General features: G+C 65.9%; 21 protein-coding genes and 1 tRNA gene. 3 read left to right on the top strand and 19 right to left on the bottom strand.

Annotation, left to right across the window (positions count from 1 at the left end; all coding sequences use genetic code 11):
- The first annotated feature begins 7 nt into the window (after positions 1 to 7).
- From PV768_RS00675 to PV768_RS00685, 3 genes are read left to right on the top strand one after another with little or no spacing between them, the layout of a single operon-like run.
- Positions 8 to 976: a branched-chain amino acid ABC transporter permease gene (locus PV768_RS00675; protein WP_157238738.1), complete on the top strand. Its 969-nt coding sequence runs from the start codon at positions 8 to 10 to the stop codon at positions 974 to 976.
- A complete protein-coding gene (locus PV768_RS00680) occupies positions 973 to 2,043 on the top strand; it encodes an ABC transporter ATP-binding protein (RefSeq protein ID WP_157238739.1) in 1,071 nt (356 codons plus the stop codon). The genes PV768_RS00675 and PV768_RS00680 overlap by 4 nt, the downstream gene beginning before the upstream one ends.
- Positions 2,040 to 2,813, top strand: coding sequence for an ABC transporter ATP-binding protein (locus PV768_RS00685; RefSeq protein WP_157238740.1), 774 nt, complete (start codon positions 2,040 to 2,042; stop codon positions 2,811 to 2,813). The genes PV768_RS00680 and PV768_RS00685 overlap by 4 nt, the downstream gene beginning before the upstream one ends.
- A 65-nt stretch (positions 2,814 to 2,878) precedes the next feature.
- Here PV768_RS00685 and PV768_RS00690 read toward each other — a convergent pair whose 3' ends face one another.
- The 19 genes from PV768_RS00690 to PV768_RS00780 all read right to left on the bottom strand — a co-directional run bounded on the left by PV768_RS00690 (position 2,879) and on the right by PV768_RS00780 (position 23,079).
- Positions 2,879 to 4,234, bottom strand: a complete 1,356-nt coding sequence (locus tag PV768_RS00690; RefSeq protein WP_157238741.1) for an ABC transporter substrate-binding protein — start codon at positions 4,232 to 4,234, stop codon at positions 2,879 to 2,881.
- A gap of 212 nt (positions 4,235 to 4,446) precedes the next feature.
- Positions 4,447 to 4,520: transfer RNA gene (locus PV768_RS00695), tRNA-Leu, on the bottom strand.
- A 20-nt stretch (positions 4,521 to 4,540) separates the two neighbouring features.
- A complete protein-coding gene (locus tag PV768_RS00700; RefSeq protein ID WP_421091966.1) occupies positions 4,541 to 5,485 on the bottom strand; it encodes an N-acetyltransferase in 945 nt (314 codons plus the stop codon).
- 145 nt (positions 5,486 to 5,630) lie between these two features.
- A complete protein-coding gene (locus tag PV768_RS00705) occupies positions 5,631 to 7,130 on the bottom strand; it encodes an NAD(P)/FAD-dependent oxidoreductase (RefSeq protein WP_157238743.1) in 1,500 nt (499 codons plus the stop codon).
- 35 nt (positions 7,131 to 7,165) lie between these two features.
- Positions 7,166 to 8,575 (bottom strand): S8 family serine peptidase, encoded by a 1,410-nt coding sequence (locus tag PV768_RS00710; protein WP_157238744.1) that lies wholly within the window; start codon positions 8,573 to 8,575, stop codon positions 7,166 to 7,168.
- A 4-nt stretch (positions 8,576 to 8,579) separates the two neighbouring features.
- The gene (locus PV768_RS00715) at positions 8,580 to 9,527 is read right to left on the bottom strand and encodes a Ppx/GppA phosphatase family protein (protein ID WP_321215715.1); all 948 of its coding nucleotides are present in this window, start codon (positions 9,525 to 9,527) and stop codon (positions 8,580 to 8,582) included.
- Positions 9,524 to 10,195 carry a DUF501 domain-containing protein gene (locus PV768_RS00720; protein WP_323056235.1) on the bottom strand — a complete coding sequence of 224 codons (672 nt, stop codon included), beginning with the start codon at positions 10,193 to 10,195 and terminating at the stop codon, positions 9,524 to 9,526. The genes PV768_RS00715 and PV768_RS00720 overlap by 4 nt, the downstream gene beginning before the upstream one ends.
- A 28-nt stretch (positions 10,196 to 10,223) precedes the next feature.
- The gene (locus tag PV768_RS00725; protein WP_421091967.1) at positions 10,224 to 10,898 is read right to left on the bottom strand and encodes an FtsB family cell division protein; all 675 of its coding nucleotides are present in this window, start codon (positions 10,896 to 10,898) and stop codon (positions 10,224 to 10,226) included.
- Between the two features lie 124 nt (positions 10,899 to 11,022).
- Positions 11,023 to 12,303 (bottom strand): phosphopyruvate hydratase, encoded by a 1,281-nt coding sequence (gene eno, locus PV768_RS00730; RefSeq protein ID WP_157238746.1) that lies wholly within the window; start codon positions 12,301 to 12,303, stop codon positions 11,023 to 11,025.
- Positions 12,304 to 12,436: 133 nt separating this feature from the next.
- Positions 12,437 to 13,036 (bottom strand): MazG nucleotide pyrophosphohydrolase domain-containing protein, encoded by a 600-nt coding sequence (locus PV768_RS00735; protein WP_421092016.1) that lies wholly within the window; start codon positions 13,034 to 13,036, stop codon positions 12,437 to 12,439.
- A 58-nt stretch (positions 13,037 to 13,094) separates the two neighbouring features.
- Positions 13,095 to 14,225: an adenosine deaminase gene (locus tag PV768_RS00740; protein ID WP_323056236.1), complete on the bottom strand. Its 1,131-nt coding sequence runs from the start codon at positions 14,223 to 14,225 to the stop codon at positions 13,095 to 13,097.
- A gap of 39 nt (positions 14,226 to 14,264) precedes the next feature.
- On the bottom strand, positions 14,265 to 14,993 hold the full coding sequence (locus PV768_RS00745; protein WP_323056237.1) for a DedA family protein: 729 nt from the start codon (positions 14,991 to 14,993) through the stop codon (positions 14,265 to 14,267).
- A 127-nt stretch (positions 14,994 to 15,120) separates the two neighbouring features.
- Entirely contained in the window at positions 15,121 to 15,750 is a 630-nt protein-coding gene (locus PV768_RS00750) for a DedA family protein (RefSeq protein WP_157238748.1), read from the bottom strand.
- A gap of 6 nt (positions 15,751 to 15,756) precedes the next feature.
- Positions 15,757 to 17,100, bottom strand: coding sequence for a thymidine phosphorylase (locus PV768_RS00755; RefSeq protein ID WP_157238749.1), 1,344 nt, complete (start codon positions 17,098 to 17,100; stop codon positions 15,757 to 15,759).
- Positions 17,100 to 17,516, bottom strand: a complete 417-nt coding sequence (locus PV768_RS00760) for a cytidine deaminase (RefSeq protein ID WP_323056238.1) — start codon at positions 17,514 to 17,516, stop codon at positions 17,100 to 17,102. The genes PV768_RS00755 and PV768_RS00760 overlap by 1 nt, the downstream gene beginning before the upstream one ends.
- Before the next feature lie 4 nt (positions 17,517 to 17,520).
- Positions 17,521 to 18,843 carry an ABC transporter permease gene (locus PV768_RS00765; protein WP_421091968.1) on the bottom strand — a complete coding sequence of 441 codons (1,323 nt, stop codon included), beginning with the start codon at positions 18,841 to 18,843 and terminating at the stop codon, positions 17,521 to 17,523.
- Positions 18,840 to 20,213 (bottom strand): ABC transporter permease, encoded by a 1,374-nt coding sequence (locus PV768_RS00770; RefSeq protein ID WP_157238752.1) that lies wholly within the window; start codon positions 20,211 to 20,213, stop codon positions 18,840 to 18,842. Before PV768_RS00770 ends, PV768_RS00765 begins: the two co-directional genes overlap by 4 nt.
- Positions 20,206 to 21,792, bottom strand: coding sequence for an ABC transporter ATP-binding protein (locus PV768_RS00775; protein WP_421091969.1), 1,587 nt, complete (start codon positions 21,790 to 21,792; stop codon positions 20,206 to 20,208). The genes PV768_RS00770 and PV768_RS00775 overlap by 8 nt, the downstream gene beginning before the upstream one ends.
- 177 nt (positions 21,793 to 21,969) lie before the next feature.
- A complete protein-coding gene (locus tag PV768_RS00780) occupies positions 21,970 to 23,079 on the bottom strand; it encodes a BMP family lipoprotein (RefSeq protein ID WP_421091970.1) in 1,110 nt (369 codons plus the stop codon).
- Positions 23,080 to 23,197 lie beyond the last annotated feature (118 nt).

Consider the following 23,197-nt stretch of genomic DNA (forward strand, 5'->3'; position numbering starts at 1 on the left):
GACAGCCATGGATTTTGGATTCATTCTTGCCAGCGCTGCAAGTGAAATTTTCAGCCCGACGACGGCCGCATACGCCCTGGCCGCGCTCGGGCTCGCCGTGCACTTCGGCTACTCCGGCCTGCTGAACTTCGGCCAGGCCGGCTTCATGGCGGTGGGAGCCTACGGCTTCGCCATCTCCACCCTCACCTTCGGTGTCCCGTTCTTCGTGGGACTGCTGATCGCCATCATTGCCTCCGCAATTTTTGCGCTGCTTCTCGGCATTCCCACCCTGCGGCTCCGGGCAGACTACCTCGCCATCGTGACCATTGCAGCGGCGGAAATCGTCCGGTACATCGTGACCACCAACCAGCTCACCTCGGTGACGGGATCGGCCAACGGGCTGGCGGCCTTCGAAGGCGGGTTCTACGCAATGAACCCGTTCCCTGAGGGCTCCTATTTCGGCATGAACAACCGAGACTTCTTCATCCGCGTGGTGGGCTGGGCACTGGTGGCCCTCTGCTGCACCCTGGTGTGGCTGCTGATGCGCAGCCCCTGGGGACGCGTCCTCAAGGGCATCCGCGAAGACGAGAACGCGGTCCGGTCCCTGGGCAAGAACGTCTATGCCTACAAGATGCAGGCACTCATTATCGGCGGCGTCCTTGGCGCACTCGCCGGCATGATCTTCACCCTCCCCCGCGGAGCGGTGCAGCCGGCCAACTACGGCACTGAGCTGACGTTCTTCCTCTACACCTGCCTCCTGCTGGGAGGCCTGGGCACCGTGCTCGGACCGGTCATCGGCGCGATGATCTTCTGGGTCGTGCTGTCACTGACCCAAGGCATCCTCTACGGCCTGATCGAGTCAGGGGCCATCACGTGGCTGAACACGGTCCAGGCCGGCCAGCTGCGCTACATCCTGGTTGGCGTCGCCCTGATGCTGCTGATGATCTTCAGGCCCCAGGGCGTCTTTGGAAACAAGAAGGAGCTGGCGTTCGCATGAGCATGCACAGCGAAGAACCCACACCGGCCGGTACGGGCGAGTTGGACTACATGACCGACACCCGGCCCATCGCGGCCGGAGAAGTGGGGCCCGGCTGCAAAAAGCGCGACCCCATCGTGGTGGCGGAAAACGTGACCCGCAGCTTCGGCGGCATCAATGCGGTGGACGTCGAGTACCTCGAAATCCCCCGCCACAAGATCACGGCGCTCATCGGCCCCAACGGCGCAGGCAAGACCACCCTCTTCAACCTGCTCACCGGCTTTGACACACCCAATACCGGTAAGTGGCAGTTCGAAGGCAAGAGCCTCGCCGGAGTGTCTCCCTACAAGGTGGCGCGGATGGGCATGGTGCGCACCTTCCAGCTCACCAAGGTCATGGGCAAGCTGACCGTGATGGAAAACATGCGCCTCGGTGCGGCAAACCAGCCCGGCGAGCGGCTGTCCAAGGCGCTGTTCAAAGGCATGTGGGGCGGCCGGGAGAAACAAATCACCGGCGAAGCCGACGTGCTGCTGGAGAAGTTCAAGCTCGACGCCAAGAAGGACGACTACGCGGCGTCGCTGTCCGGCGGCCAGCGCAAGCTCCTGGAGATGGCCAGGTCCCTCATGGTGCGGCCCAAGCTGGTGATGCTTGACGAACCCATGGCAGGCGTCAACCCGGCCCTGACACAGTCGCTGCTGGACCACATCAAGAACCTCAAAGCCGAAGGCATGACAGTCCTGTTCGTGGAACACGACATGCATATGGTCCGCCACATCGCAGACTGGGTTGTGGTCATGGCCGAGGGAAAGGTGGTCGCGGAAGGCCCGCCCGGCGAAGTGATGAAGAACCCTGCCGTCATCGACGCCTACCTGGGTGCACACCACGACGTCGACCTCGGTGACTCCGAAGGCCTCAAGGAGCTTGCAGCCGAACTTGTTGCGGACGAGGAATCGATCGTCGGAACGGAAAATGCGGGCATCATCTCGCTCGACGTTGTGGCCAAGGAGGCGGACGAGGACCGCCCGGGCGGGGCCCGGGGCCGCCACGGCAGCACGGACACAGGCAACACAGGGAAGGACAGCCAATGAGCAGCACCAGCGCGGCACCGGCCGCACACCCGGTCATTGACGGGGATTCGGTGGTCAAGGTCACCGACCTTGTGGCGGGATACCTGCCGGGAGTCAATATCCTCAACGGCTGCAGCATCGAGGCCCGCAAAGGCGAACTGATCGGCATCATCGGCCCCAACGGCGCCGGCAAGTCCACCCTCCTGAAGGCGATGTTCGGCCTGGTGAAGGTCCATTCGGGCACGGTGGTGGTCCGCGGCCAGGACATCACCGGGCTGAAGGCTAACAAGCTGGTGTCCCGCGGGGTGGGCTTCGTCCCGCAAACCAACAATGTGTTCGCCACGCTGACCATCGAGGAAAACCTGCAGATGGGCATGTTCCAGCGGCCCAAGGATTTCGCCGAACGGTTCGACTTCGTGGCCGGCCTGTTCCCGGAACTGGGCAAGCGGCGCGCGCAGCGGGCCGGCTCGCTCTCCGGCGGCGAACGCCAGATGGTGGCCATGGGCCGTGCCCTGATGATGGACCCGGCCGTGCTGCTGCTTGATGAGCCCTCCGCGGGCCTCTCCCCCGTCAAACAGGACGAGACCTTCCTGCGCGTCCATGAGATCAACCGCGCAGGGGTCTCGGTGATCATGGTGGAACAGAACGCCCGGCGCTGCCTGCAGATCTGCGACCGCGCCTACGTCCTGGACCAGGGCCGGGACGCCTACACCGGCACCGGCCGCGAGCTGATGAAGGACCCCAAAGTCATCCAGCTCTACCTCGGGACGCTGGCCGACACCGTCGAATAGCACCACCGCGCAAAGGAGCCCCCGTCCTCTTGGACGGGGGCTCCTTTGTGTATCAGGCGGGGCTGTTAGAGCTTGCCGAACTCTTCCTTGACTGCCTTGTACTTGTTGTCATCCTGGTACTCGTAGATGCCGATGTAGGCTTCCGTCGGGTCACCGGCGTCAGAGAACGTCACCGGGCCGGACTGGCCGTCATAGTCCGCATCCTTGCCCGCACGGATCAGCGTGACGCAGGAGGCGTAGGACGTGCACTTCTCGCCGCCTTGAGAGACTTCCTTGAGCTTGGCTGCAATATCCACGCCCTTGGTGCTCTTCGCCGACTCGGCTGCCAGCGCGATCAGGTTGACGGCATCGTAGGATTCACCGGCGTAGCTGTAGTCCTTCAGGGCGGGGTCGATGGCCAGCAACTTCTTCTTGAAGTTCTCCTGGGCGAAGGTGCCCGGGATGGTGCCCCGCGCGCCCTTCAGGGTGCCCGCCTGGAAGTCCTTGCTGTAGTCGGAGGTGTTGCCGTCCACCAGGAACATCTGGGTGGGCTTGACGCCCTTGCCCGTCATCAGCGGGACGATGCTCTTGGCCTGGTCAAAGGTGATCAGGGCGATGGCGTCCGGCTTGGCGGCAATGACCTTGTCCACCTGGCTGCTGAACTGGGTATCGCCCTCATTGAAGAGCTCCTCCGCCACAACCTGGCCGCCGGCCGATTCAAAGGCCGACTTGATGTTCTTGGCCAGCCCGGTTCCGTACGCGTCATTGAGGACGATCATGCCCACGGTCTGGGCGCCGCAGGTGGCCATGTAGTTGCCGAGCACCTTGCCCTGGAGAACGTCGGAAGGCGCTGTACGCCAGTACAGGCCCTTGTCATCCCACGTGGTGAAGTCCGGGGAGGTGTTGGCCGGTGAGAACTGGATGACACCGGCGCCGGTGATCTGGTTGATGACCGTCTTGGATACACCTGAGGACGCTGCACCGATGATGGCACTGACCCCCTGGCCCAGCAACGCGGACGTGGACTGCGTGGCGATGTCGGTCTTGGTGTCACCGGAGTCGCGGTGGATTACTTCGACCGGCTTGCCCAGGACGCCGCCCGCCTTGTTGACTTCCTCGATGCCAAGGTTGACGCCGGCGATTTCGGGCGGGCCGAGGAAGGCCAGCGAGCCGGTGGTGGGAAGGAGCGAGCCAATCCGCAGCGGGGTTTCAGTAGTGGCGGTTGACGGCGGCACCGAGGGGGTGTCGGCAGCCTGGCTGGCGGCCGCGCCTCCGCCGCCCTCAGCTGCCGGACACGCGATTCCTGCCGCAGATCCGGTGGCGGAAGATTCGGTTGCCGTGGGTGTGGACGAACCGCCGCATGCCGTTGCCATGAAGGCAACGCCGATGCCAAGCGCTGTCAGCTTGGCAACACGGGTTCCCGCCTGGGGGAATAAAGTCATTTACGAGCTCCTCGATCTAAAGGTGCGAACGGCCTTTGACACGAAAAAACCAGGTGTTCCTGATTTAGTTTCAAGCTAATGCATATACACGGGGAAGATAAGTGACTGAGGTCACATCCTTATAACAGTAGTTGCATATGTGGAATTAAACGCCGGAAGCCGCCCGCTGCGTGCGGACGGCTTCCGTTTCTTGGGCCCTTGGCCTGCTTTTGTACCCCAGGTGGGACTCGAACCCACAACACGCGGATTTTAAGTCCGCTGCCTCTGCCAATTGGGCTACTGGGGCGCCCGGTCAATGGTATCCCGTCAGACGAGCCTGAACGGTTCGGCGTACCGGAAGGTGCCGTGGACTCCACCCGGCCAGAGCGCGAGCGGCAGCAGCTGGAAGTGGTCTCCCCACGATGCCTCGGGCGGCAGGACCCCCAGCGACGTGGCGGGGACAAAACCAAACCGGGAGTAATACGCGGGGCTGCCAAGGAGGGCGATGCCGCTCTCCCCGGCAGCGTTCGCCCGGCTGATTGTCTCCTTCATGAGCGCCGAACCAATCCCGTGCCGCTGGAGCCGCGGCGTGACCCCGAGGGGACCCAGGCCCAGCAGCGGGTGATCGCCCACCCAGCCCCGGGTGCTGATGACGTGGCCCACCACTCTGCCGTCCTGGACCGCCACCACACTGAACTCCGGCAAGTACTCCTCCGACCCGAAAAGCCCGCGCAGTACCCGCACCTCCACCGGCTCACCCTCCACGGGCAACCCCGTGACCGGCGAGACGGCGAAGGCATCAGCCGTGAGGGCCAGTATCGCTTCCCGGTCCTCCGGCGTTTCGTCCCGCAGCACCAACTCCGACGGCGGCGCCTGCCGGCTCCGCGCGGAAAGCTCGGCAAGGACCTCCAGGGCCCGGGGCGCATCCGCCACCGGCACCAGCAGGTGGTCATGGTGGAAGCCGGCCAGCACGTTGCAGCTGATCCTTGCCTCGGTGAGCGCCTTGCTGACGGCAGCGGTGAGGCCTACAGCCTCCAGGGCGGAATGCACCTGCAGGGTGATCCACGCACCCACGAAGTCGTAGGGCAGGCCTTCCCTGTCCGCCACCGCCCGGGGCAGCACCACCGTCAGGCCTTCCGCCTCGCGGACTGCCGCCTCAATGCCCTCCACCAGCGCCCTCCCGTAGGGCCAAAGCACGTAGACGTATTCGCCGTCGCGCTGTACCGGATGCATCCCGGCCAACAGTGCCTCGAGGTTTTTTTCGCCAGTCATGGTGCCAGTCTAGAAGCCGGGCAACGCCGTCGGCGGGAAGTGCGGCCGGCCCGGACACATCCTGCCGGGCCCACGCAAACGGCGGCTGCCCCCTGGAAGGGGACAGCCGCCGTCGGACGTTGCAGCGCAGGGCGCGGCGCAGGCGCTATTTGGCCTTGGCCGAAACGGTTTCCTTGGCTTCGGCAGCGGCAGGTGCCGTCGCCGTGGAACCGGATCCGGCGGGCACAGCGGCGGGCTCCGGAGCGGGTGCCGGAGCCGGCGCAGCCGCCGGCTTGGGTGCCGGGGCGGCTGCTGCCACGAAGGCGCCCCGGGGGTTGTCCAGGTCCATGAGCTGGGTGGTGTCGCGGCCGGCAAAGAAGGCGATGACCCAGTTCAGGATCACGCGGAACTTGCGCTCGAACGTGGGCATGGCGAGGCCGTGGTAGCCGCGGTGCGCAAGCCACGCGAGGCCGCCCTTGAGGCCGATGCTGCCAACCAGGTTGATGTTGGCGACGCCCTTCCACTCACCGAAGCCGGCTACAGCGCCCAGGTTCTTGTGCTTGTAGTCCTTGAGCGGCTTGTCCCAGCGGGAAGCCCACAGGTTCTTGGCGAGGCGCTTGGCCTGGCGGAGGGCGTGCTGGGCGTTGGGGACGCAGGTGCCGTCCGGGAGGCCCTTGCCGGTGAGGTCCGGAACAGCCGCGACGTCGCCGGCGGCCCAGGCGTTCTCGATGATGCCTTCGTCACCGGCGATGCGGAGGTCCGGCAGGACGCGGACGCGGCCGCGGGGCTCGAGCGGGAAATCGGTGGAGCGGACCATGGGGTTGGCCTGCACGCCGGCGGTCCACACGAGGGTGTCCGCTTCGAACTCCTGGGCCGGGGACTTGTCCGGAAGGTTGATGAGCTTGAGGGTGCCTTCGGCACTGTCCAGCGAGGTGTTCAGGAGCACCTCGATGCCGCGGCTGCGGAGGTGCTCCACAACCCACTCAGCCTGCTTGGCGGTGACCTCGGGCATGATCCGGCCCATGGCCTCAACCAGGACGAAGCGGACTTCCTCCTGCTTGATGCGCGGGTTGTTCCGGACGGCGGCCCGGGCGAGGTCCTCCATCTCGGTGATGCATTCGATGCCGGCAAAGCCGCCGCCGACCACCACGAAGGTGAGGGCCTTGGCGCGGGCAGCGGGATCGGTCATGGTGGAGGCCAGTTCGATGCGCTCCAGGACCTTGTTGCGGAGGGCAACCGCTTCCTCGATGGTCTTCAGGCCGATGCCCTTGTCCGCGAGTCCCTTGATGGGGAACGTACGCGTGATGGCGCCGGCCGCCAGGACGACGTCGAAGTACGGAACCTCGAAGGGAGCCCCGCCGTCGGCGGGAGCCACAACCGCGGTGCGGTTCTCGTGGTCGATCGAGGTAACGCGGCCCTGGATCAGTTCGGTCTGCTGGAGGTGCTTGCGGTGGGAGACCACAGCGTGGCGGGCCTCGATGTTTCCGCCGGCTACCTCAGGGAGGAAGGGCTGGTAGGTCATGTAGGGCAGTGGATCCACGAGGGTGACGATGCCACCGGCATTCGCGATCTTCTTCTGCAGTTTGAGTGCTACGTACAGGCCGACGTACCCGCCGCCGACGACGAGTACCCTGGGACGGTCCTGGAGCTCTGGGGTGGTTGCCATGGGTTTAAGAATACAACAGTTTGTGAAAATCTTCACTAACTGGGAGTTCGGCCCGTAATCTCAGGTTTTCCGCGGGATTCCACCCTTTGGACAGCCCCCGTTTCCGCTTCTTCACTGAGCAGGGCGGGGTTCCTGGCGGCCCGGCGCAGCTGGACCGCGGCGGCCGCGATGATCGCCACGAACAGCACGGCAAAGCCAATGACGACGGCGGCGCCGATGGCACTGTCACGCTTCGAGGGCGCCTCAGCTGCAGGCACCGTTGCTTCGGGCAGCGTGGGGACTGCGCTGGGAACGTCGGTGGTGGGCAGCGGCGCGGGAGAAGCCAGGTTTCCCCTGCGGTGGACCCTGATCCATTCGGCGATGGACCCCAGCGGGTTGCCGGTGACTTCCGGGACATCGTCCTTCAGCGCCGCCTCGGCGTTCAGCACGCCAAAGCCGTACAGCGGATCCTTCCCCGGCGCCCCGGCATCCTTGGCCGTGGACACAATCCTGTTGATCACCTGCTCTGCGCTCATGGCCGGCCACTTGGAGCGGATCAGTGCCGCCACGCCGGAAACAATGGGGGCACTGCCGGACGTTCCGGCCCATTCGGCGTAGCCACCGCCCGGAAGGCCGCCCAGCAGGTTCTCCGCCGGGGCGGCCACGCCGATACTGATGCCCTGGGAGGAGGCGTCAACGCTGGCCACGCCTTTGCGGTCCAGGCCGGCGACCGTGAGGACGCCGGGGATGGTGGCCGGAGCCCCCACCTGGATGTTGCCGCCCACCCGGTTTCCGGCAGCCGCAACGATGACCACGTCCTTCTGCTCGGCGTAAAGGAACGCCGCATCCCAGCTCTGGGGCCACTGCGGAGTGGTGCTGCCGAGCGAGATATTGATGACCTTTGCCCCGTTGTCCACCGCCCAGCGGACAGCTTCCGGGATCTGGTCCTGGTCGCTCTTGCCGGAGGGGTTGGTGGAACCCAGCCACGTGGAGACGGAGAGGAGCTGCGCCTCGGGTGCCACGCCTACGATTCCTTCCGGGGGCAGGCCGGCCGGGCCGGGCGCCGGGCTGGGGCTGGCACTGGCCGGCTGGTGTCCGCGTCCGGCAAGCATCGTGGCCACCAGGGTGCCGTGTTCCGGCTTCACGCCCACGCTTTTCTGTCCGTCCGGCTGGCCCGAGCCGGAGGCGTCGTAGCCGCCGATCACGGCGCCCTTCAGGTCAGGGTGCTGCGCGTCAATGCCGCTGTCGATGATGGCCACCTTGACCCCCGCACCCTTGGAAACTTCCCAGGCCTTGGTGATGCCGGACTCAGGAAGCCAGTACTGCTTGTCCCGCCATTCGTCCGCGTGCGCTGCGGGAGCGGCGAAAAGGCCGGTACCCAGGCAGCAGGCAGCCAGGAGCAGGGCAAGCAGCGCTGCGGCGGCACGGCGAAGCGGGGGCGTTGCCCGTGGAATGAAGTAGTGCATCCGTTCAGCCGATGCTCAGGGCGATGCCGTCGAGGATGTCGTGCTCACTGGCGGTAGCTGTGGCGACGCGGCCGCCGGTCAGCTCCCCCAGCTGTTCCAGGATGCGCCGCCACACCAGCCCTCCGGCACCGATCACGTCGACCCGCCCGGGGTGCATGTAGGGCAGTGCGGCCCGCTCCGACCTGGTCATCTCCAGAAGGCCGGTGGAGGCCGCCCGGACGGTTTCCAGGGGCAGTTCGGTGCCGTGGATTGCAGCCGGCGAGTACTCGGCCAGTCCGAGCGCGTGTGCGGTGATGGTGGTGATGGACCCGGCAACACCGACGACGGCGGTGGCGCGTTCCAGCGGCACGTCGCGGCGGGCGCGGGCGATGGCTGCGTCCACGTCCGCTTCGGCGTCCGCTATCTGTTGGGCAGTGGGGGGATCGTCCTGGAGGTGCCGCTCAGTAAGGCGGACGCAACCGATATCCACGGACTTTGCGGCCGTGACCCCGGCAGCCGTACCCAGGACGAACTCGGTGCTGCCGCCGCCCAGGTCCACCACCAGCACCTCGTGCCCGTCCAGGATGGGCAGCACGCTGCTGGCTCCGGCGAAGGACAAGGCGGCTTCCTCGTCGCCGGAGATCACTTCGGGCTCCACGCCAAGCAGGTCGCGGATCCCGTCCACGAAGACCTGCCGGTTGCGTGCGTCGCGGCTGGCCGAGGTTGCAACAAAACGGACCCTGGCGGCGCCGTGGTCGCGGATGAGCGCAGCATAGTCAGCGGTTGCCGCAAACGTGCGCTCCAGCGCCTCCGGTGCCAGCTCGCCCGTTGCGTCCACCCCCTGGCCCAGCCGCACCACGCGCATTTCCCGCACCACGTCCTTGAGCGAGGTGGTGCCGTTGGTCCGTTCAACGTCGGCAATCAGGAGGCGGATGGAGTTGGTGCCGCAGTCAATGGCCGCAACGCGTGTCACTCCGCGGCTCCAGCCGTGTCGGCGGATTTCCGCACCGGGGCCGGCCGGCCCACGATGTCCGGCAAACCCTGCGGCCCGTGGCGGCTCAGGTCCCTGGACGGTGCCTCGCCCGTGGTGTCCCAGGCGCCGTCGCAGTAGCACCTGTCCGCGGTCCACCATTCGGTGATGCCGGCCAGCGCCTGGTCCCCGAGCGGGTTGACCCCGGGCCCGGCGGCCAGGGAGTGCCCCACCAGGACGTGCAGGCATTTGACGCGCGTGGGCATGCCTCCGGCGGAGATACCGTCAATCTCGGGGACAGCCCCGATGCCGGACCGCTCCCCGATGGCGTCGCGGGCCGCGAGGTAGTCTTCGTGTGCTGCGCGGTAGGCCGCGGACAGTTCTTCATCACCGGCCAGCTGCTCATTCATCTCGTTCATGACGCCTGCGGCTTCGAGCCGCGACACCGCTGAGGTGATGACCGGGTGTGTCAGGTAAAAGGTGGTGGGAAACGGAGTCCCGTTGCTGAGCCGGGGAGCCGTGGCGGCCACGAGCGGATTGCCGCAGACGCAGCGGGCAGGAATTTCCACCACATCACGGACCGGCCGTCCCAGCTGGCGGCTCAGGACTTCAAGATCGTGCGCTGATGGTTGGCGGGATTCGTCCCGGGCGGCTGCCGTGTTGTGTTCCACTGTGGCGGGCCGTCCTTCCTGTTGCGGTTCAGTCTGTAGCCGCGCGCGTGATGGACTCCCACAGGGAATCCACCCACGGCAGATCGGCGGGGTCTTGTGTTGCTGCACCGGCCTGGCTGCTGGTTTCTCCGGCCGGCAGATCGCTGCCGAAGACCCAGTAGCCGGTTTCTCCCGGCATAACCATGTTAATGCGGTCGCGGGCCTGCTGCTTCACGTAGTTGGGGTCCTGCCAGCGGGACACCTGCTGCCGCAGGGTGTCGCCTTCCGCCTGGCGGGCAGCGATATCGGCATTCAGCGCGTCAATCTCGGCCTTCTTGTCGAAGAAGATCTTCACTGTGGGCGCAAGCATGATGGTGATGGCAATCATCACCACGGCCAGCGCCAGCATCCGCCCGGAGAACGCCTTGGCCGGTACCGGCTGCTGGTCTTCGTCGTCTGCGGGAGCCGCCGGGCCTGCCTTGCCGTCGGTGGCGCTGCTGCCCTTGCGGCGGGCCTGTTCAGGCCCCTTGCGGGAGGCCTGGTCCCGGCGCCCGGCTGCGGTGCCAGCCGGTTGTACGCCGGCCGGTTGTGCGCCGGCCGCGTCTCCTGCCGTCGTGTCCTTGCCCGGGCCGAAGTCCGCGAGGATGACGTCCGCGCCCTCGGGGGCTTCCTTTGCGGCGCGGGATGGGGCGACCTTGGGAACTTTGGGACGGCGGGTAGCCATGACACTCCTGAAACGCGCAGCCTGCCTGGGCCGCCACTATCTGGGCTGAAACAAATGCTGCCGAAACAGCAACGGTGGCTATGGTCTTTCAACCATAGCCACCGTTGTTTGCTTTACGCGGCTACTAGCCCTTGAAACGCGGGAACGCGCTGCGGCCTGCGTAGCGGGCGGCGTCGTCGAGTTCCTCTTCGATGCGCAGCAGCTGGTTGTACTTGGCCACGCGCTCGGAGCGGGCCGGGGCGCCGGTCTTGATCTGGCCGGCGTTGGTGGCCACCGAGATGTCGGCGATGGTGGTGTCCTCGGTTTCGCCGGAGCGGTGCGAGGTGATGGTGGTGTAGCCGGCACGCTGGGCCAGGCTGACGGCGTCGAGCGTCTCGGTCAGGGAACCGATCTGGTTGACCTTCACCAGGAGAGAGTTGGCGGTCTTGGTGTCGATGCCGCGCTGCAGGATGGAGGGGTTGGTGACGAAGAGGTCGTCGCCCACCAGCTGCACCTTGTCGCCGATGGAGTCGGTGAGGGTCTTCCAGCCGTCCCAGTCGTTCTCGTCCAGCGGGTCCTCGATGGAGACCAGCGGGTAGTCCGCCACGAGCTCGGCGTAGTAGGCGCTCATCTCGGCGGAGGTCAGGGACTTGCCTTCGAACTGGTAGGCGCCGTCGGTGAAGAACTCCGAGGAGGCCACGTCCAGGGCCAGCGCGATGTCCTTGCCCGGGGTGTAGCCGGCGTTCTTGATGGCTTCCTGGATCAGGTCCAGTGCTGCACGGTTGGACGGCAGGTTCGGTGCGAAGCCGCCTTCGTCGCCCAGGCCGGTGGCGAGGCCCTTTTCCTTCAGGACGGACTTGAGGGCGTGGTAGACCTCAACGCCCCAGCGGAGGCCCTCGGAGAAGGTCTCGGCACCCAGCGGCACAACCATGAATTCCTGGATGTCGACGTCGGAATCCGCGTGGGAGCCGCCGTTGAGGATGTTCATGAGCGGCACGGGCAGGACGTGCGCGTTCGGTCCGCCGAGGTACTTGTAGAGGGGCAGGTCCGCGGAGGCGGCGGCTGCGTTGGCAACGGCCAGGGAAACGCCCAGGATGGCGTTGGCGCCCAGCTTGCCCTTGTTCGGGGTACCGTCCAGGTCCAGCATGGCCTGGTCGATGCTGCGCTGGTCGGTGGCGTCGAAGCCGGTCAGGGCCGGAGCGATCTGGTCGATGATCGCGTCCACGGCCTTCTGGACGCCCTTGCCGAGGTAACGGCCCTTGTCGCCGTCGCGCAGTTCAACAGCCTCGTGCTCACCGGTGGAAGCACCGGAGGGAACTGCGGCGCGGCCGATCTGGCCGTCGGAGAGCAGTACCTCAACTTCTACGGTCGGGTTGCCACGGGAATCGAGGATCTCGCGGGCGTGGATGGCATCGATAAGCGCCATGAATTTTGCTCCTTATGGGCGATTAACGGGGGGATCTTGCAGAAAGACTCGACGTACTCGTCTCAGACCAGCGTAGTCGAGAGTGGTCCGGGTTACGGAAAACTATCCACCCCCGGACGTCATGATGGTGCGGCTAACTTTGTTGGTGCTGCTGCGGGACGTGCTGCTGGTAGTTCCGCACGGCGCCGCGGAGGGCGCGCTCAGCGTCGAATCCGTTGGCGTGTGCGGCGCGTACGACGGCGAGCAGCAGCTCGCCGAGTTCTTCTTCCGTTTCCGGGATGGGAGCCTGTGCAGGCAGTTCGACGCCTGCCCTTGCCGCGCGGTCGATGGACTTCTGCGCCCTCGCGAGCGCCGGCAGGGCCAGCGGGATCCCTTCGAACGGATCCTGCCGCTCCGGCCGCTCCGCCCGCTTCACCGCATCCCACTTCTGCACGATCTCCTCGACCGTTGCGGGAAAGCTGTCCTGCAGTGAGCCGTCCGGGCGGAACACGTGCGGGTTGCGGCGGACCATCTTGGCACCCAGGCCGCGCGCGACGTCGTCGAACGTGAAGGCGCCGCGTTCCTCAGCGAGGCGGGCGTGCAGGACCACCTGAAGCAGGACGTCGCCCAGCTCGCCCTGGAGCTCGACGTCGAAATCCTTCTCCGCCGGCACGCCGGCCTCGATGGTCTCGGCCACCTCGAACGCCTCTTCCAGCAGGTATTCCACCAGGGAGGCGTGCGTCAGGGCGCCCATCCACGGGCAGTGTTCCCGCAGTTGCGCTATGACCGCCACCAGTCCTTCGGCGGGAGTTTCAGCCAAGGTTCGCGTAGGTGTCGTTGATGTACTCCACCAGGGCTTCCTTCTCCTCGAGCGGCAGGAAGGCAGCCTCGGCCGCGTTGAGCGTCAGCTCCAGCAGGTCATCGAGGTCGTAGTCGAAGGTTTCCACCAGCAGTTCGAACTCGTCGGTCAGGGTGACACCGCTCATCAGCCGGTTGTCGGTGTTGATGGTGACGTTGAAGCCGAGCTGGTAGAGCATGTCCAGGGGATGGCTTTCGATGCCCTCGCCGAATCCGGCGATCGCACCGGTCTGGAGGTTGGAGGAGGGGCAGATTTCCAGGGCGATGCCGCGGTCGCGGATCCAGCTGGAAAGGTCGCCCAGGGTGACCAGGCCAATCGTGTCCTCTGCATCGTCGTCGAACTCCACCATGATGTCCTCGGCAATCCGGACGCCGTGTCCCAGCCGCAGGGCGCGGCCGTCCACCAGGGCGGACTGGATGCTGTCCAGCCCGGCGGCCTCGCCGGCGTGCACGGTGGCCGGGAAGTTCTGCTGGGCCAGGTAGGTGAAGGCGTCCCGGAAACGGGAAGGCAGGAAGCCGTCCTCGGCTCCGGCGATGTCGAAGCCGACGGCGCCCTTGTTGCGGTGGCGGACGGCGAGTTCAGCGATCTCCTGCCCGCGGTCCGCGTGGCGCATGGCGGTGATGAGCTGGCCCACCTGGATCTCGCGTCCGCTCTCCCCTACGGCTTCGACGCCGGCTTCGAGTCCTTCCTGCACGGCCTCCACCGCCTGGTCCAGCGTGAGGCCCTTCTGGAGGTGCTGCTCGGGCGCCCACCGGACTTCGCCGTACACCACGCCGTCGTCAGCGAGGTCCTCAACGAACTCCTTGGCCACCCGGAACAGGCCTTCGTGGGTCTGCATGACGGCAACGGTGTGGTCAAAAGTTTCCAGGTAGCGGACCAGCGAGCCGGAGTTGGCGGACTCCCGGAACCATTCGCCCAGCGCCACGGGATCGGTGGAAGGCAGCGTGTGGCCAACGGCCTCGGCCAGTTCGATGATGGTGGCCGGACGCAGTCCTCCGTCCAGGTGGTCGTGGAGGGAGACCTTCGGCAGGTTCTTCAGGTCGAAATCGATGGCAGGGGCAGCGTCAACAATGGGCTCAGTCACCTTCCCACCTTAGGGTGGGCGGGAGTTCAAAGCCAGCCGCTAATTAGCGGCTGGCTTGCCGTCCCGGGCCGCAGGAGCGAGGATGGCCGAGCTGCCGTTACCGGGGCCCCGGGCGCCGGAGGGACCGCCGTCAAGCCACTCATCAACCTCTTCGGCGTCGTTGCGGGCAAGGTGCTTGTGCCACCAGCGCAGGACGTGGTCGATGAGGATGCCGAGCACGATGGCGAAGACCACGGCTATGCCCGCGCTGAGCAGCGGATTGTGGTGGAGCCAGGGGAACGAACTGGCCAGCAGGCCGATGCCAATCGAATAGCCCACCCACGTGATGCAGGCGAAGGCATCCAGCAGGAAGAAGCGCCGGTGGGCGAAGCCCGTGCTGCCGGCCACGTAGTTGACGGCCACCCGGCCCCACGGAATGTAGCGGGCAGTAAAGATCAGCACGGCGCCGCGCTTTTCGAGCTCGTAGCGGGCCCAGCCGAAGGCTTTCTGGACCTTGGGGCGGCGCATCCACTTCCACCGGTCCAGGCCAATCCGCCGGCCGAGCATAAACGCCATATTGTCCCCGGCAATGGCCCCAACCAGGGCTGTCAGGCCGAGGATCCAAAGATTGGGCTCCCCGCTGTGCCGGGAAAAGGCCGCCAGTGCCACGATCAGGGTCTCGCTGGGGACCACCATCGCGAAGCCGTCAACGAAGAAGAACACGAGCAGTATCGGGTAAATCCACCACTGACCAGCTGCATGGAGCACGGCCTCATTAATAAACTCCACGCGGGTCTTGCTCCTATGCAAAATGGCATAGCCGTAAGTGGCGCAGCCAAAGCGGAAATCGTTCCTAAGTGTCCCATGGCCAAGGCGCGATTCGCTACGCCCTGGCCTTCCTGGAACAACGCTTCAACTACGCTTCCGGTTCCTTCATCCGTTCCACCATCGGAGGTCGGCGACGGAGGCGGTTGATGCCCAGGTCCACGAGGATCCCCAGCGCCACGGCGCAGATGATGGCGATGGCGGCGCCCAAAAGGTGGTTGTCCTCGAACCACTGCCCGAAAAAGAGCCCGATCCCCACGGAGTAGCCGGCCCAGAGGGTCGCGGACAGAACGGTGAGGCCGATGAAACGCACGTGGGGGTAATGCGTGAAGCCCGCTGTCAGGTTCACTGCCACCCTCCCGATCGGAACGAACCTCGCCACGAGGATGAGCGAGGCCGGACGCTTCCGCAGTTCCCTGCCCGCCCACCGGAATGCGCTCTGCATCCGGGGGTTACGCATCCACCCCCATCTCCTGGTGCCCACCTTGCGGCCGATCAGATAGGCAATGTTGTCCCCCGAGAATGCCCCCAGTGCAGCCACCAGCATCAGGACCCAGGGGTTGGGGACGTCCGCGGTGGCGGCAACGGCGGCGAGGCCCACCACCACCGACTCGCTGGGGATGGGCGGAAAGAAGCCGTCAATGACGCAGCAGGCCAGCACCAGGACCAGCACCCAGGGCTGCCCGGCTGCGGCGAGGATGAAGTCATTGATGGCCTGCATGGATCCCTATGCTATTCGGTCGATGATCAGCCGCTGCGCCGGCCGCGATCCCTCGGGCGCAATGACCACTGCGTGCTCCAGCGCTTCCTTCGCCCGCGCGAACCGTTCCGGGGTGTCCGTGAGCAGCGTCATCAGGGGCTCGCCGGCCCGGACCACGGCGCCGGGCTTGGCGTGCATCCGGACCCCGGCACCGGCCTGCACGGCGTCCTCCTTGCGGGCACGGCCGGCGCCCAGGCGCCAGGCTGCAACACCGACGGCCAGGGCATCAAGTTCCACGAGCACGCCGTCCGCCGGGGCGTAGACCACCTCGGACTCCCGGGCCGCCGGAAGCTTGGCCCGCGGATCGCCGCCCTGGGCTTCGATCATGCGGTTCCAGACATCCATGGCGCGGCCGTCCTTGAGGGCGGCGGCCGGATCTGCGTCGTTCACTCCCGCCGAGGCCAGCATTTCCTCGGCGAGCCTGACGGTCAGCTCCACCACGTCCTCCGGGCCGCCGCCGGCAAGCACCTCCAAGGATTCTTCGACCTCGATAGCGTTGCCCGCGGTCAGTCCCAGCGGGGTATCCATGTTGGTGAGCAGTGCCACGGTGTTCACTCCTGCGTCCTTGCCCAGCGCCACCATGGTCTCGGCAAGCTCCCGGGCCCTGGCCTCATCCTTCATGAAGGCGCCGCTGCCCACCTTCACGTCCAGGACCAGGGAGCCGGTCCCTTCCGCGATTTTCTTGCTCATGATGGAGGAGGCAATCAAGGGAATGGCTTCAACCGTGCCCGTGACGTCCCGCAGTGCGTACAGCTTCCGGTCCGCCGGGGCCAGGCCGGCGCCAGCGGCGCAGATCACCGCGCCCACGTCCTGGAGCTGGGCCAGGATTTCCTCATTGCTGAGGGAGGCACGCCAGCCAGGGATGGATTCAAGCTTGTCCAGGGTGCCGCCGGTGTGGCCAAGGCCCCGGCCGGAGAGCTGCGGTACGGCGACCCCGAAAACCGCAACCAACGGCGCGAGCGGCAGGGTGATCTTGTCCCCCACGCCCCCCGTGGAATGCTTGTCAGACGTGTACTTCAGGCCGCCGTCAGGCCGGCGAAGGCTGGAGAAGTCCATGCGTTCGCCGGACGCGATCATCGCAGCGGTCCACCGGGCGATCTCGGTGCGGTCCATGCCGTTGAGCAGAATGGCCATGTTCAGGGCTGCCATCTGTTCGTCCGCGATGGCGCCGCGGGTGTAGGCATCGATGGTCCAGTCGATCTGTTCCGGGCTGAGGGTGCCCTTGTCCCGCTTTACGCGGATGATGTCGACGGCGTCGAAGGGTTCGGCAATGTTGTCCACTGCGCGGGTCTCTGTCACCTTGTCAGTCATTATGTTTCCTTCAGGTGTTCGGGACCGAAGGCGTCAGGCAACACCTGGTCCATGGACTTGATGCCCTGGGTCGTCATGAGCTCCATGTCCGGGGCGCGGAACTCGTACAGCAGCTGGCGGCAGCGTCCACAGGGCATGAGGATGTTGCCGCTGCCGTCCACGCAGTAGAAGGCGCGGAGCAGCCCGCCGCCGGTCATGTGCAGGTTGCCCACCAGCGCGCACTCGGCGCAGAGGGTAAGGCCGTAGCTGGCGTTCTCTACATTGCAGCCGCTGACAATACGGCCGTCGTGGGTCAGTGCCGCCGCTCCCACCGGGAACTTCGAGTAGGGAACGTAGGCGTGGCGCATGGCGGCGACGGCGGATGCCTCCAGCGCGGCCCAGTCAACCGGCCGCGCGGCGCCCGCAGTGCTGTCCACGACGTCAGCCCTTGACATAGGGGATGCCGCTGGCCGCCGGTCCCCGGGATTTGCCCACCAGCCCGGCCACTGCGAGGACCGTCACCAGGTACGGGAGCATGGCCATGAACTGGCTTGGAACGGGCGTGCCGATGATCGTGACGATGCTCTGGAGGTTGTCCGCGAAACCGAACAGGAGCGCTGCGAAGAAGGCTCCGATCGGGTTCCACCGGCCAAAGATCAGGGCTGCCAGGGCGATGAAGCCGCGGCCGCCGGAGATCTCCTTGGTGAAGCTGTCGATGGCCACCAGGGTGAAGAAGGAGCCGCCGATGCCGGCCACGGCGCCGCCAAGGGTGACGTTCCAGAACCGGGTGGCATTCACGTTGATGCCCAGGGTGTCCGCGGCCTGCGGGTGTTCGCCCACGGCGCGCACCCGGAGGCCCCAACGTGTCTTGAACAGGCCCACCCAGACCACCAGGACGGCGATGTACATGAGGTAGCCCACCAGGGACTGCCGGAAGAGGATGGGGCCGATCACGGGGATGCTGGACAGGACGGGGATTTCGATGATGTCCAGCCCCGGGGGCGAGTTGAACTGCGCCTTGTTGGCCTGCATCACCGTGCTGAACAGAAACCCGGTCACACCCGAAACCAGCACATTCAGGACCACGCCGACGATGATCTGGTTCACCAGGTACTTGATGCTGAAGAGTGCCAGCACCATGGACACCACTGCACCGGCCACGGCAGCAGCCAGCAGCCCGATGAAGGGGTTCTGCGTCATGCTGGCCACAATGGCGGCGGTGAACGCACCGCCCAGCAGTTGGCCCTCAATGGCGATGTTTACCACGCCCACCCGTTCGCAGAGGACGCCGGACAGTGATCCGAACACCAGCGGAACGGCGAGGGTCACCGAGCCGGCGATGAGGCCGGCCAGCGAAATGTTCGGGGTGCGGGCGCCGCCCACCACCCAGATGAGGAAGGCGGCCGTAAACAGGACGATGAAGGTCACCGTCAGCCAGCCCGGGGCCGGCATGTCCTTGGTCTTGAGGTACACCGCATAGGCGGCGAGCCCCAGCAGGAGGACGGACAGCACGATGCCGCCGGCAGCCGCGTTGACCGCCAGGGCCGGCAGCTGGAAGAAGTCTTCCCCTGTGGAGATGCCGAAGCTGGCCGTCTGGTTGGGGGCCATCAGGCCGAAGAACACCAGGGCGATCAGGCCGAAGGCCGTGAGCATCGCCGGCGTCCGCCAGCTGACGGGTTTGCTGGAGAGGGCGGCACCTGCCTTCGCTGAGGCGTCCTCCGGCTGCGGTTTTCCGGAGCGGGGCGAGGAAACTGTTGTGCTCATGCTGCACCTCCGGTGGTTGCTGCCTTACGGGACTTGCCGGCTTTGGCCGGCTTCCTGCGCCGCGGGTTGAGGCCGAATACGGCCCTGACGAGGGGTGGTGCTGCAATGAAGAGCACGATCAGGGACTGGACCACCAGGACGATGTCGATGGGCGTGCCGGTCTGGATCTGCATCTGGACCGCCCCGGCCCGGAAGGCGCCGAACAGCAGGCCGGCTGCGAAGGTGCCCCACGGCGTCGAACGCCCCAGCAGGGCCACTGTGATGGCGTCGAAGCCATAGGTGGCGGCAACGCCGTCGGTAAGGACCTTCTCCGTGCCCGCCACCTGGGCGACGCCGGACATGCCCGCCAGCCCTCCGGCGAGTGCCATCACCAGGATGGTGGAGCGGGATACGTTGATGCCCGCTGTCTGCGCCGCCTTGGGGTTTGCGCCGACTGCGCGGAATTCGAAGCCCACGGTGGAGCGGTTGAGGAGCCACCAGACCAGGACAGTGGTGGCTATGGCCAGGAGGAAGCCGAGGTGGAGCCGGTACTGGGTGCCGAAGATCTGCGGGTAGACAGCGGTAGGGTCCAGGATGGGCGAGATGGGGTTCGACTCCCCCGGCCGCTGGAACGCCGGAGTGTTCAGCAGGTACCGCAGGAAGTACAGCGCGATGTAGTTGAACATGATGGTCAGGATGACTTCGTGGGCCCCCGTGCGGGCCTTGAGGAGGCCGACGAGCCCGCCCCAGAAGGCGCCGCCGATGATGCCTGCCGCCAGGACCAGGAGCAGGTGCAGGCCCACGGGAAGGTCGAGCGCGAAACCCACCCAGGCGGCCAGGATGCCGGCCACGATGATCTGGCCCTGGGCGCCGATGTTGAACAGCCCCGCGCGGAAGGCCAGCGCTACGCCCAGGCCGGCCGTGATGAGCGGGGTGGCGATGGTGAGGGTCTCCATGAACGGCGCGAACTGGGCCGCAACGCTGTTGCCGCGGGGGTTGAAGACCGAACCCTGGAACAGGGCGATGTAGGAACGCGTGGCCGCGTTCCAGACGGCGGACAGGAAGTCAGTGGGCCGTGCGAAGAAGTACGTGGAGGTGGTGGCCACCTGCTTGTCGGTGCTGGCGATCAGCAGCCCGCCGATGATGAGGGCCAGCAGGACCGCCAGGACGGAGACCATGCCGCTGCCGGTGAAGATTTTGCGCAGCAGGGTGTCGGGACCGCCGGGGATCTTTCCGCTTTGGGCGGTGGCCGGAACGGCGGATGGTTCCATGACCCCGCCGGCAGTATCAACGGCCACGACGGCGGCCGTCCGCTCGTCCGGGACAGCGGACTCCTGCGCCTCGGGGCCAGGCTCGCCGGCCGCGTGCTTGGGGGGATGCGTGTCAGACATGGTCGCCTCCTTCGGCGTCGGATACGGAAGCCGTGGTGGCGGCGGGATCCTGTTCACTGCCTGTCGGGGCCGTGTGTTCCTCCGGCGGGATGCCCGCCATCATGAGGCCCAGGACGTCGCGGCTGGTTCCGGCCGGAACCACGCCCACCAGTTTGCCCTTGTAGAGCACGGCGATCCTGTCGGCCAGTTCCATCACTTCGTCAAGTTCGGTGGAGACGATCATGACGGGCGTGCCCTGGTCGCGTTCAGCCACGATCCGCTTGTGCAGGAATTCGATGGACCCCACGTCCACGCCGCGGGTGGGCTGGGAGGCGATGAACAGGCGCAGCGGACGGGACAGCTCGCGGGCCATCACTACCTTCTGCTGGTTGCCGCCGGAAAGCGTTCCGGCGGCAAGGGCTCCTGAAGGGGTCCGGACGTCAAACTCTTCGATCCGGGAGGTTGCGTTTTCCAGCACCTTGGCAGGGCTCATGCTGATGCCCTTTGCGAAGGGGGCCTGATCGTACCGGTCCAGGATCAGGTTCTCGGCAATCGAAAAAGTGCCGATAAGGCCGTCAACGGAGCGGTCCTCGGGCACGAAGCCCACTCCTGCGTTCAGGACCTCTTTGACGCTGCGGCCCACGAGCTCCTGCCCGTCCAGCAGGATGGAGCCGTGGACCCGCTCCTGCAGGCCGAGGATCGCCTCCGTCAGCTCGGTTTGGCCGTTCCCCTGGACGCCGGCAATTGCAAGGATCTCTCCCCTGGCTATCTCAAAACTCAGGCCGTCCACGACGTGCTGGCCGTTGGGAGCGATGACGGTAAGGTCCCGGACCTCGAACGTCTTTTCCTTCGGCCGGGCCGGTGCTTTATCCAGTTTGAGGTTGACGGCACGGCCCACCATCATGGAGGCCAGTTCGGTAGTGGACGCAGCGGGGTCAGCCGTCTCCACCACCTTGCCGCGGCGGATCACCGTAATGGTGTCCGAGACTGCTTTCACTTCCCGCAGCTTGTGGGATATGAAGACGATGGACGTTCCGCCGGACTTGAGCTGGCGCATGATGTCCAGCAGTTCGTCCGTTTCCTGCGGTGTCAGGACGGCGGTGGGTTCGTCCAGGATGAGGACCCTGGCATTGCGGACCAGCGCCTTGATGATTTCCACCCGCTGCTGGACGCCCACCGGCAGGTCCTCCACCAGCGCGTCCGGGTCCACGTCGAAGCCGTACTGGTCCGAGATCTCCTTGATCCGGCGGCGCGTTTCGTCGAGGTTGAGGAAGCCCGCGGCCTTGGTGGGCTCGGCGCCCAACGCCACGTTCTCGGCGACCGTGAAGACGGGAACCAGCATGAAGTGCTGGTGCACCATCCCGATGCCCGCCGCCATGGCGTCTCCCGGTCCGCGGAAGGAAACTGGCGTGCCGTCAACCAGGATCTCGCCCTCAGACGGTTCGTAGAGCCCGTACAGCACATTCATGAGGGTGGATTTTCCGGCCCCGTTCTCACCCAGCAGGCAGTGGATCTGTCCGGATTCCACCACCACGTTGATGTGGTCGTTCGCCACCAGGGTGCCAAAGCGTTTTGTGATCCCTCGGAGTTCAAGTTTCAAAACTCTGACCAATCTCGAAGCGTCCAGTGATCGACCGGACGGGATATGTGGCTGCAGCACCAAGCCTAGTGGGTGCAGTCATGGGAAAGGCAGGCTGCGGCCAGGTGGGGGCAGCCAGCAAAAAAGCGCCACCGCCCGGCCAGTCGGTTACCGGCCGGGGGTGGCGCTCAGGCGGGGTCAGGCCTTGGGGCTTGCCGCGGACTCGACCTTCAGTTTCCCGTCGATGATGTCCTTCTTGATCTGGTCCAGCTCGGACTTCAGTTCGGCCGGGACCTGGGAGTCGAGGTCGTGGAACGGGGCCAGCTGGACGCCCTCGTTGGCCAGGGTGCCAACGTACGGCGTGTTGCTGAACTTGCCTTCCTTGTCCTCCTTGACGACTGCCTCCACGGCGTCGCCCATCTGCTTCATGACCGAGGACAGCATGATGTCCTTGTAGTCAGGTGCCGTGAGGAACCCGTCGGAGTCCACCCAGATCAGCTTGACGTCCTTGCCTGCCGCCTTGGCTTCCTTGAGCGCAGAGCCTGCACCCTTGCCTACCGGACCGGCCACGGGCATCACGATGTCCGCGCCCTGGTCCAGGAAGTTCTGGGTGAGCTGCTTGCCGACGTCCTGCTTCTCGAAGTCACCGGTGAAGCTGCCGTCCTGGGCTTCCTTGTTCCAGCCAAGGAGCTTGACGTCCTTGCCCTTCTTTTCGTTGTAGTACTTCACGCCGTCCGCATAGCCGTCCATGAAGATGGTGACGGTGGGAAGCTTGATGCCGCCGAAGGTGGCAACCGTTCCGGTCTTGGTGGTCCCTGCAGCGAGGTAGCCGGCAAGGAAGGCTGCCTGGGCGGTGTCGTAGATGATCGGCTTGACGTTGCTGATGGGCGTCGCGTAGCCGAAGTCGATGATGGCGAAGTGGCTGTCCGGGTTGGCCGTTGCCTGCGCCTTGGTGGCGTCGCCGAGCAGGAAGCCCACGGTGACGGTGAGGTCGCAGCCGGCCGTAACCATCGCCCTGAGGTTGGGTTCGAAGTCGTTGTTGGTCTTTGACTCCACCTGGTTGACCTTGATGCCCAGGTCCTTCTCGGCCTTCTTGAGACCCTCGTAGGAGGACTGGTTGAAGGACTGGTCATCGAACCCGCCGGAGTCGGAAACGATGCAGCCGGTGTAGTCGCTGGCTCCTGCAGTTGAGGTGCTTCCGGCTTCCGGGGCTGCGCCACAGGCGGTCAACACGAGCGCCGAAGCACCTAGGGTAGCCACGCCGGCCATTGAACCGCGCTTGAAACTTGCACGCAGTGATTTCTTCAATTTTCCTCCAGGATGAAGAGAGTGGCGCTACGGCTCGAATTCAATGAGTGTCCGTTTCTACACTGAAATTCTGTTGTCACTGAGGGCACGCAGCACTGCGCCGGAGCGCACTGATGGC

It is taken from the genome of Pseudarthrobacter sp. CC4 (genome assembly GCF_048957775.1).
In the GTDB taxonomy this organism is placed as follows: Bacteria; Actinomycetota; Actinomycetes; order Actinomycetales; family Micrococcaceae; genus Arthrobacter.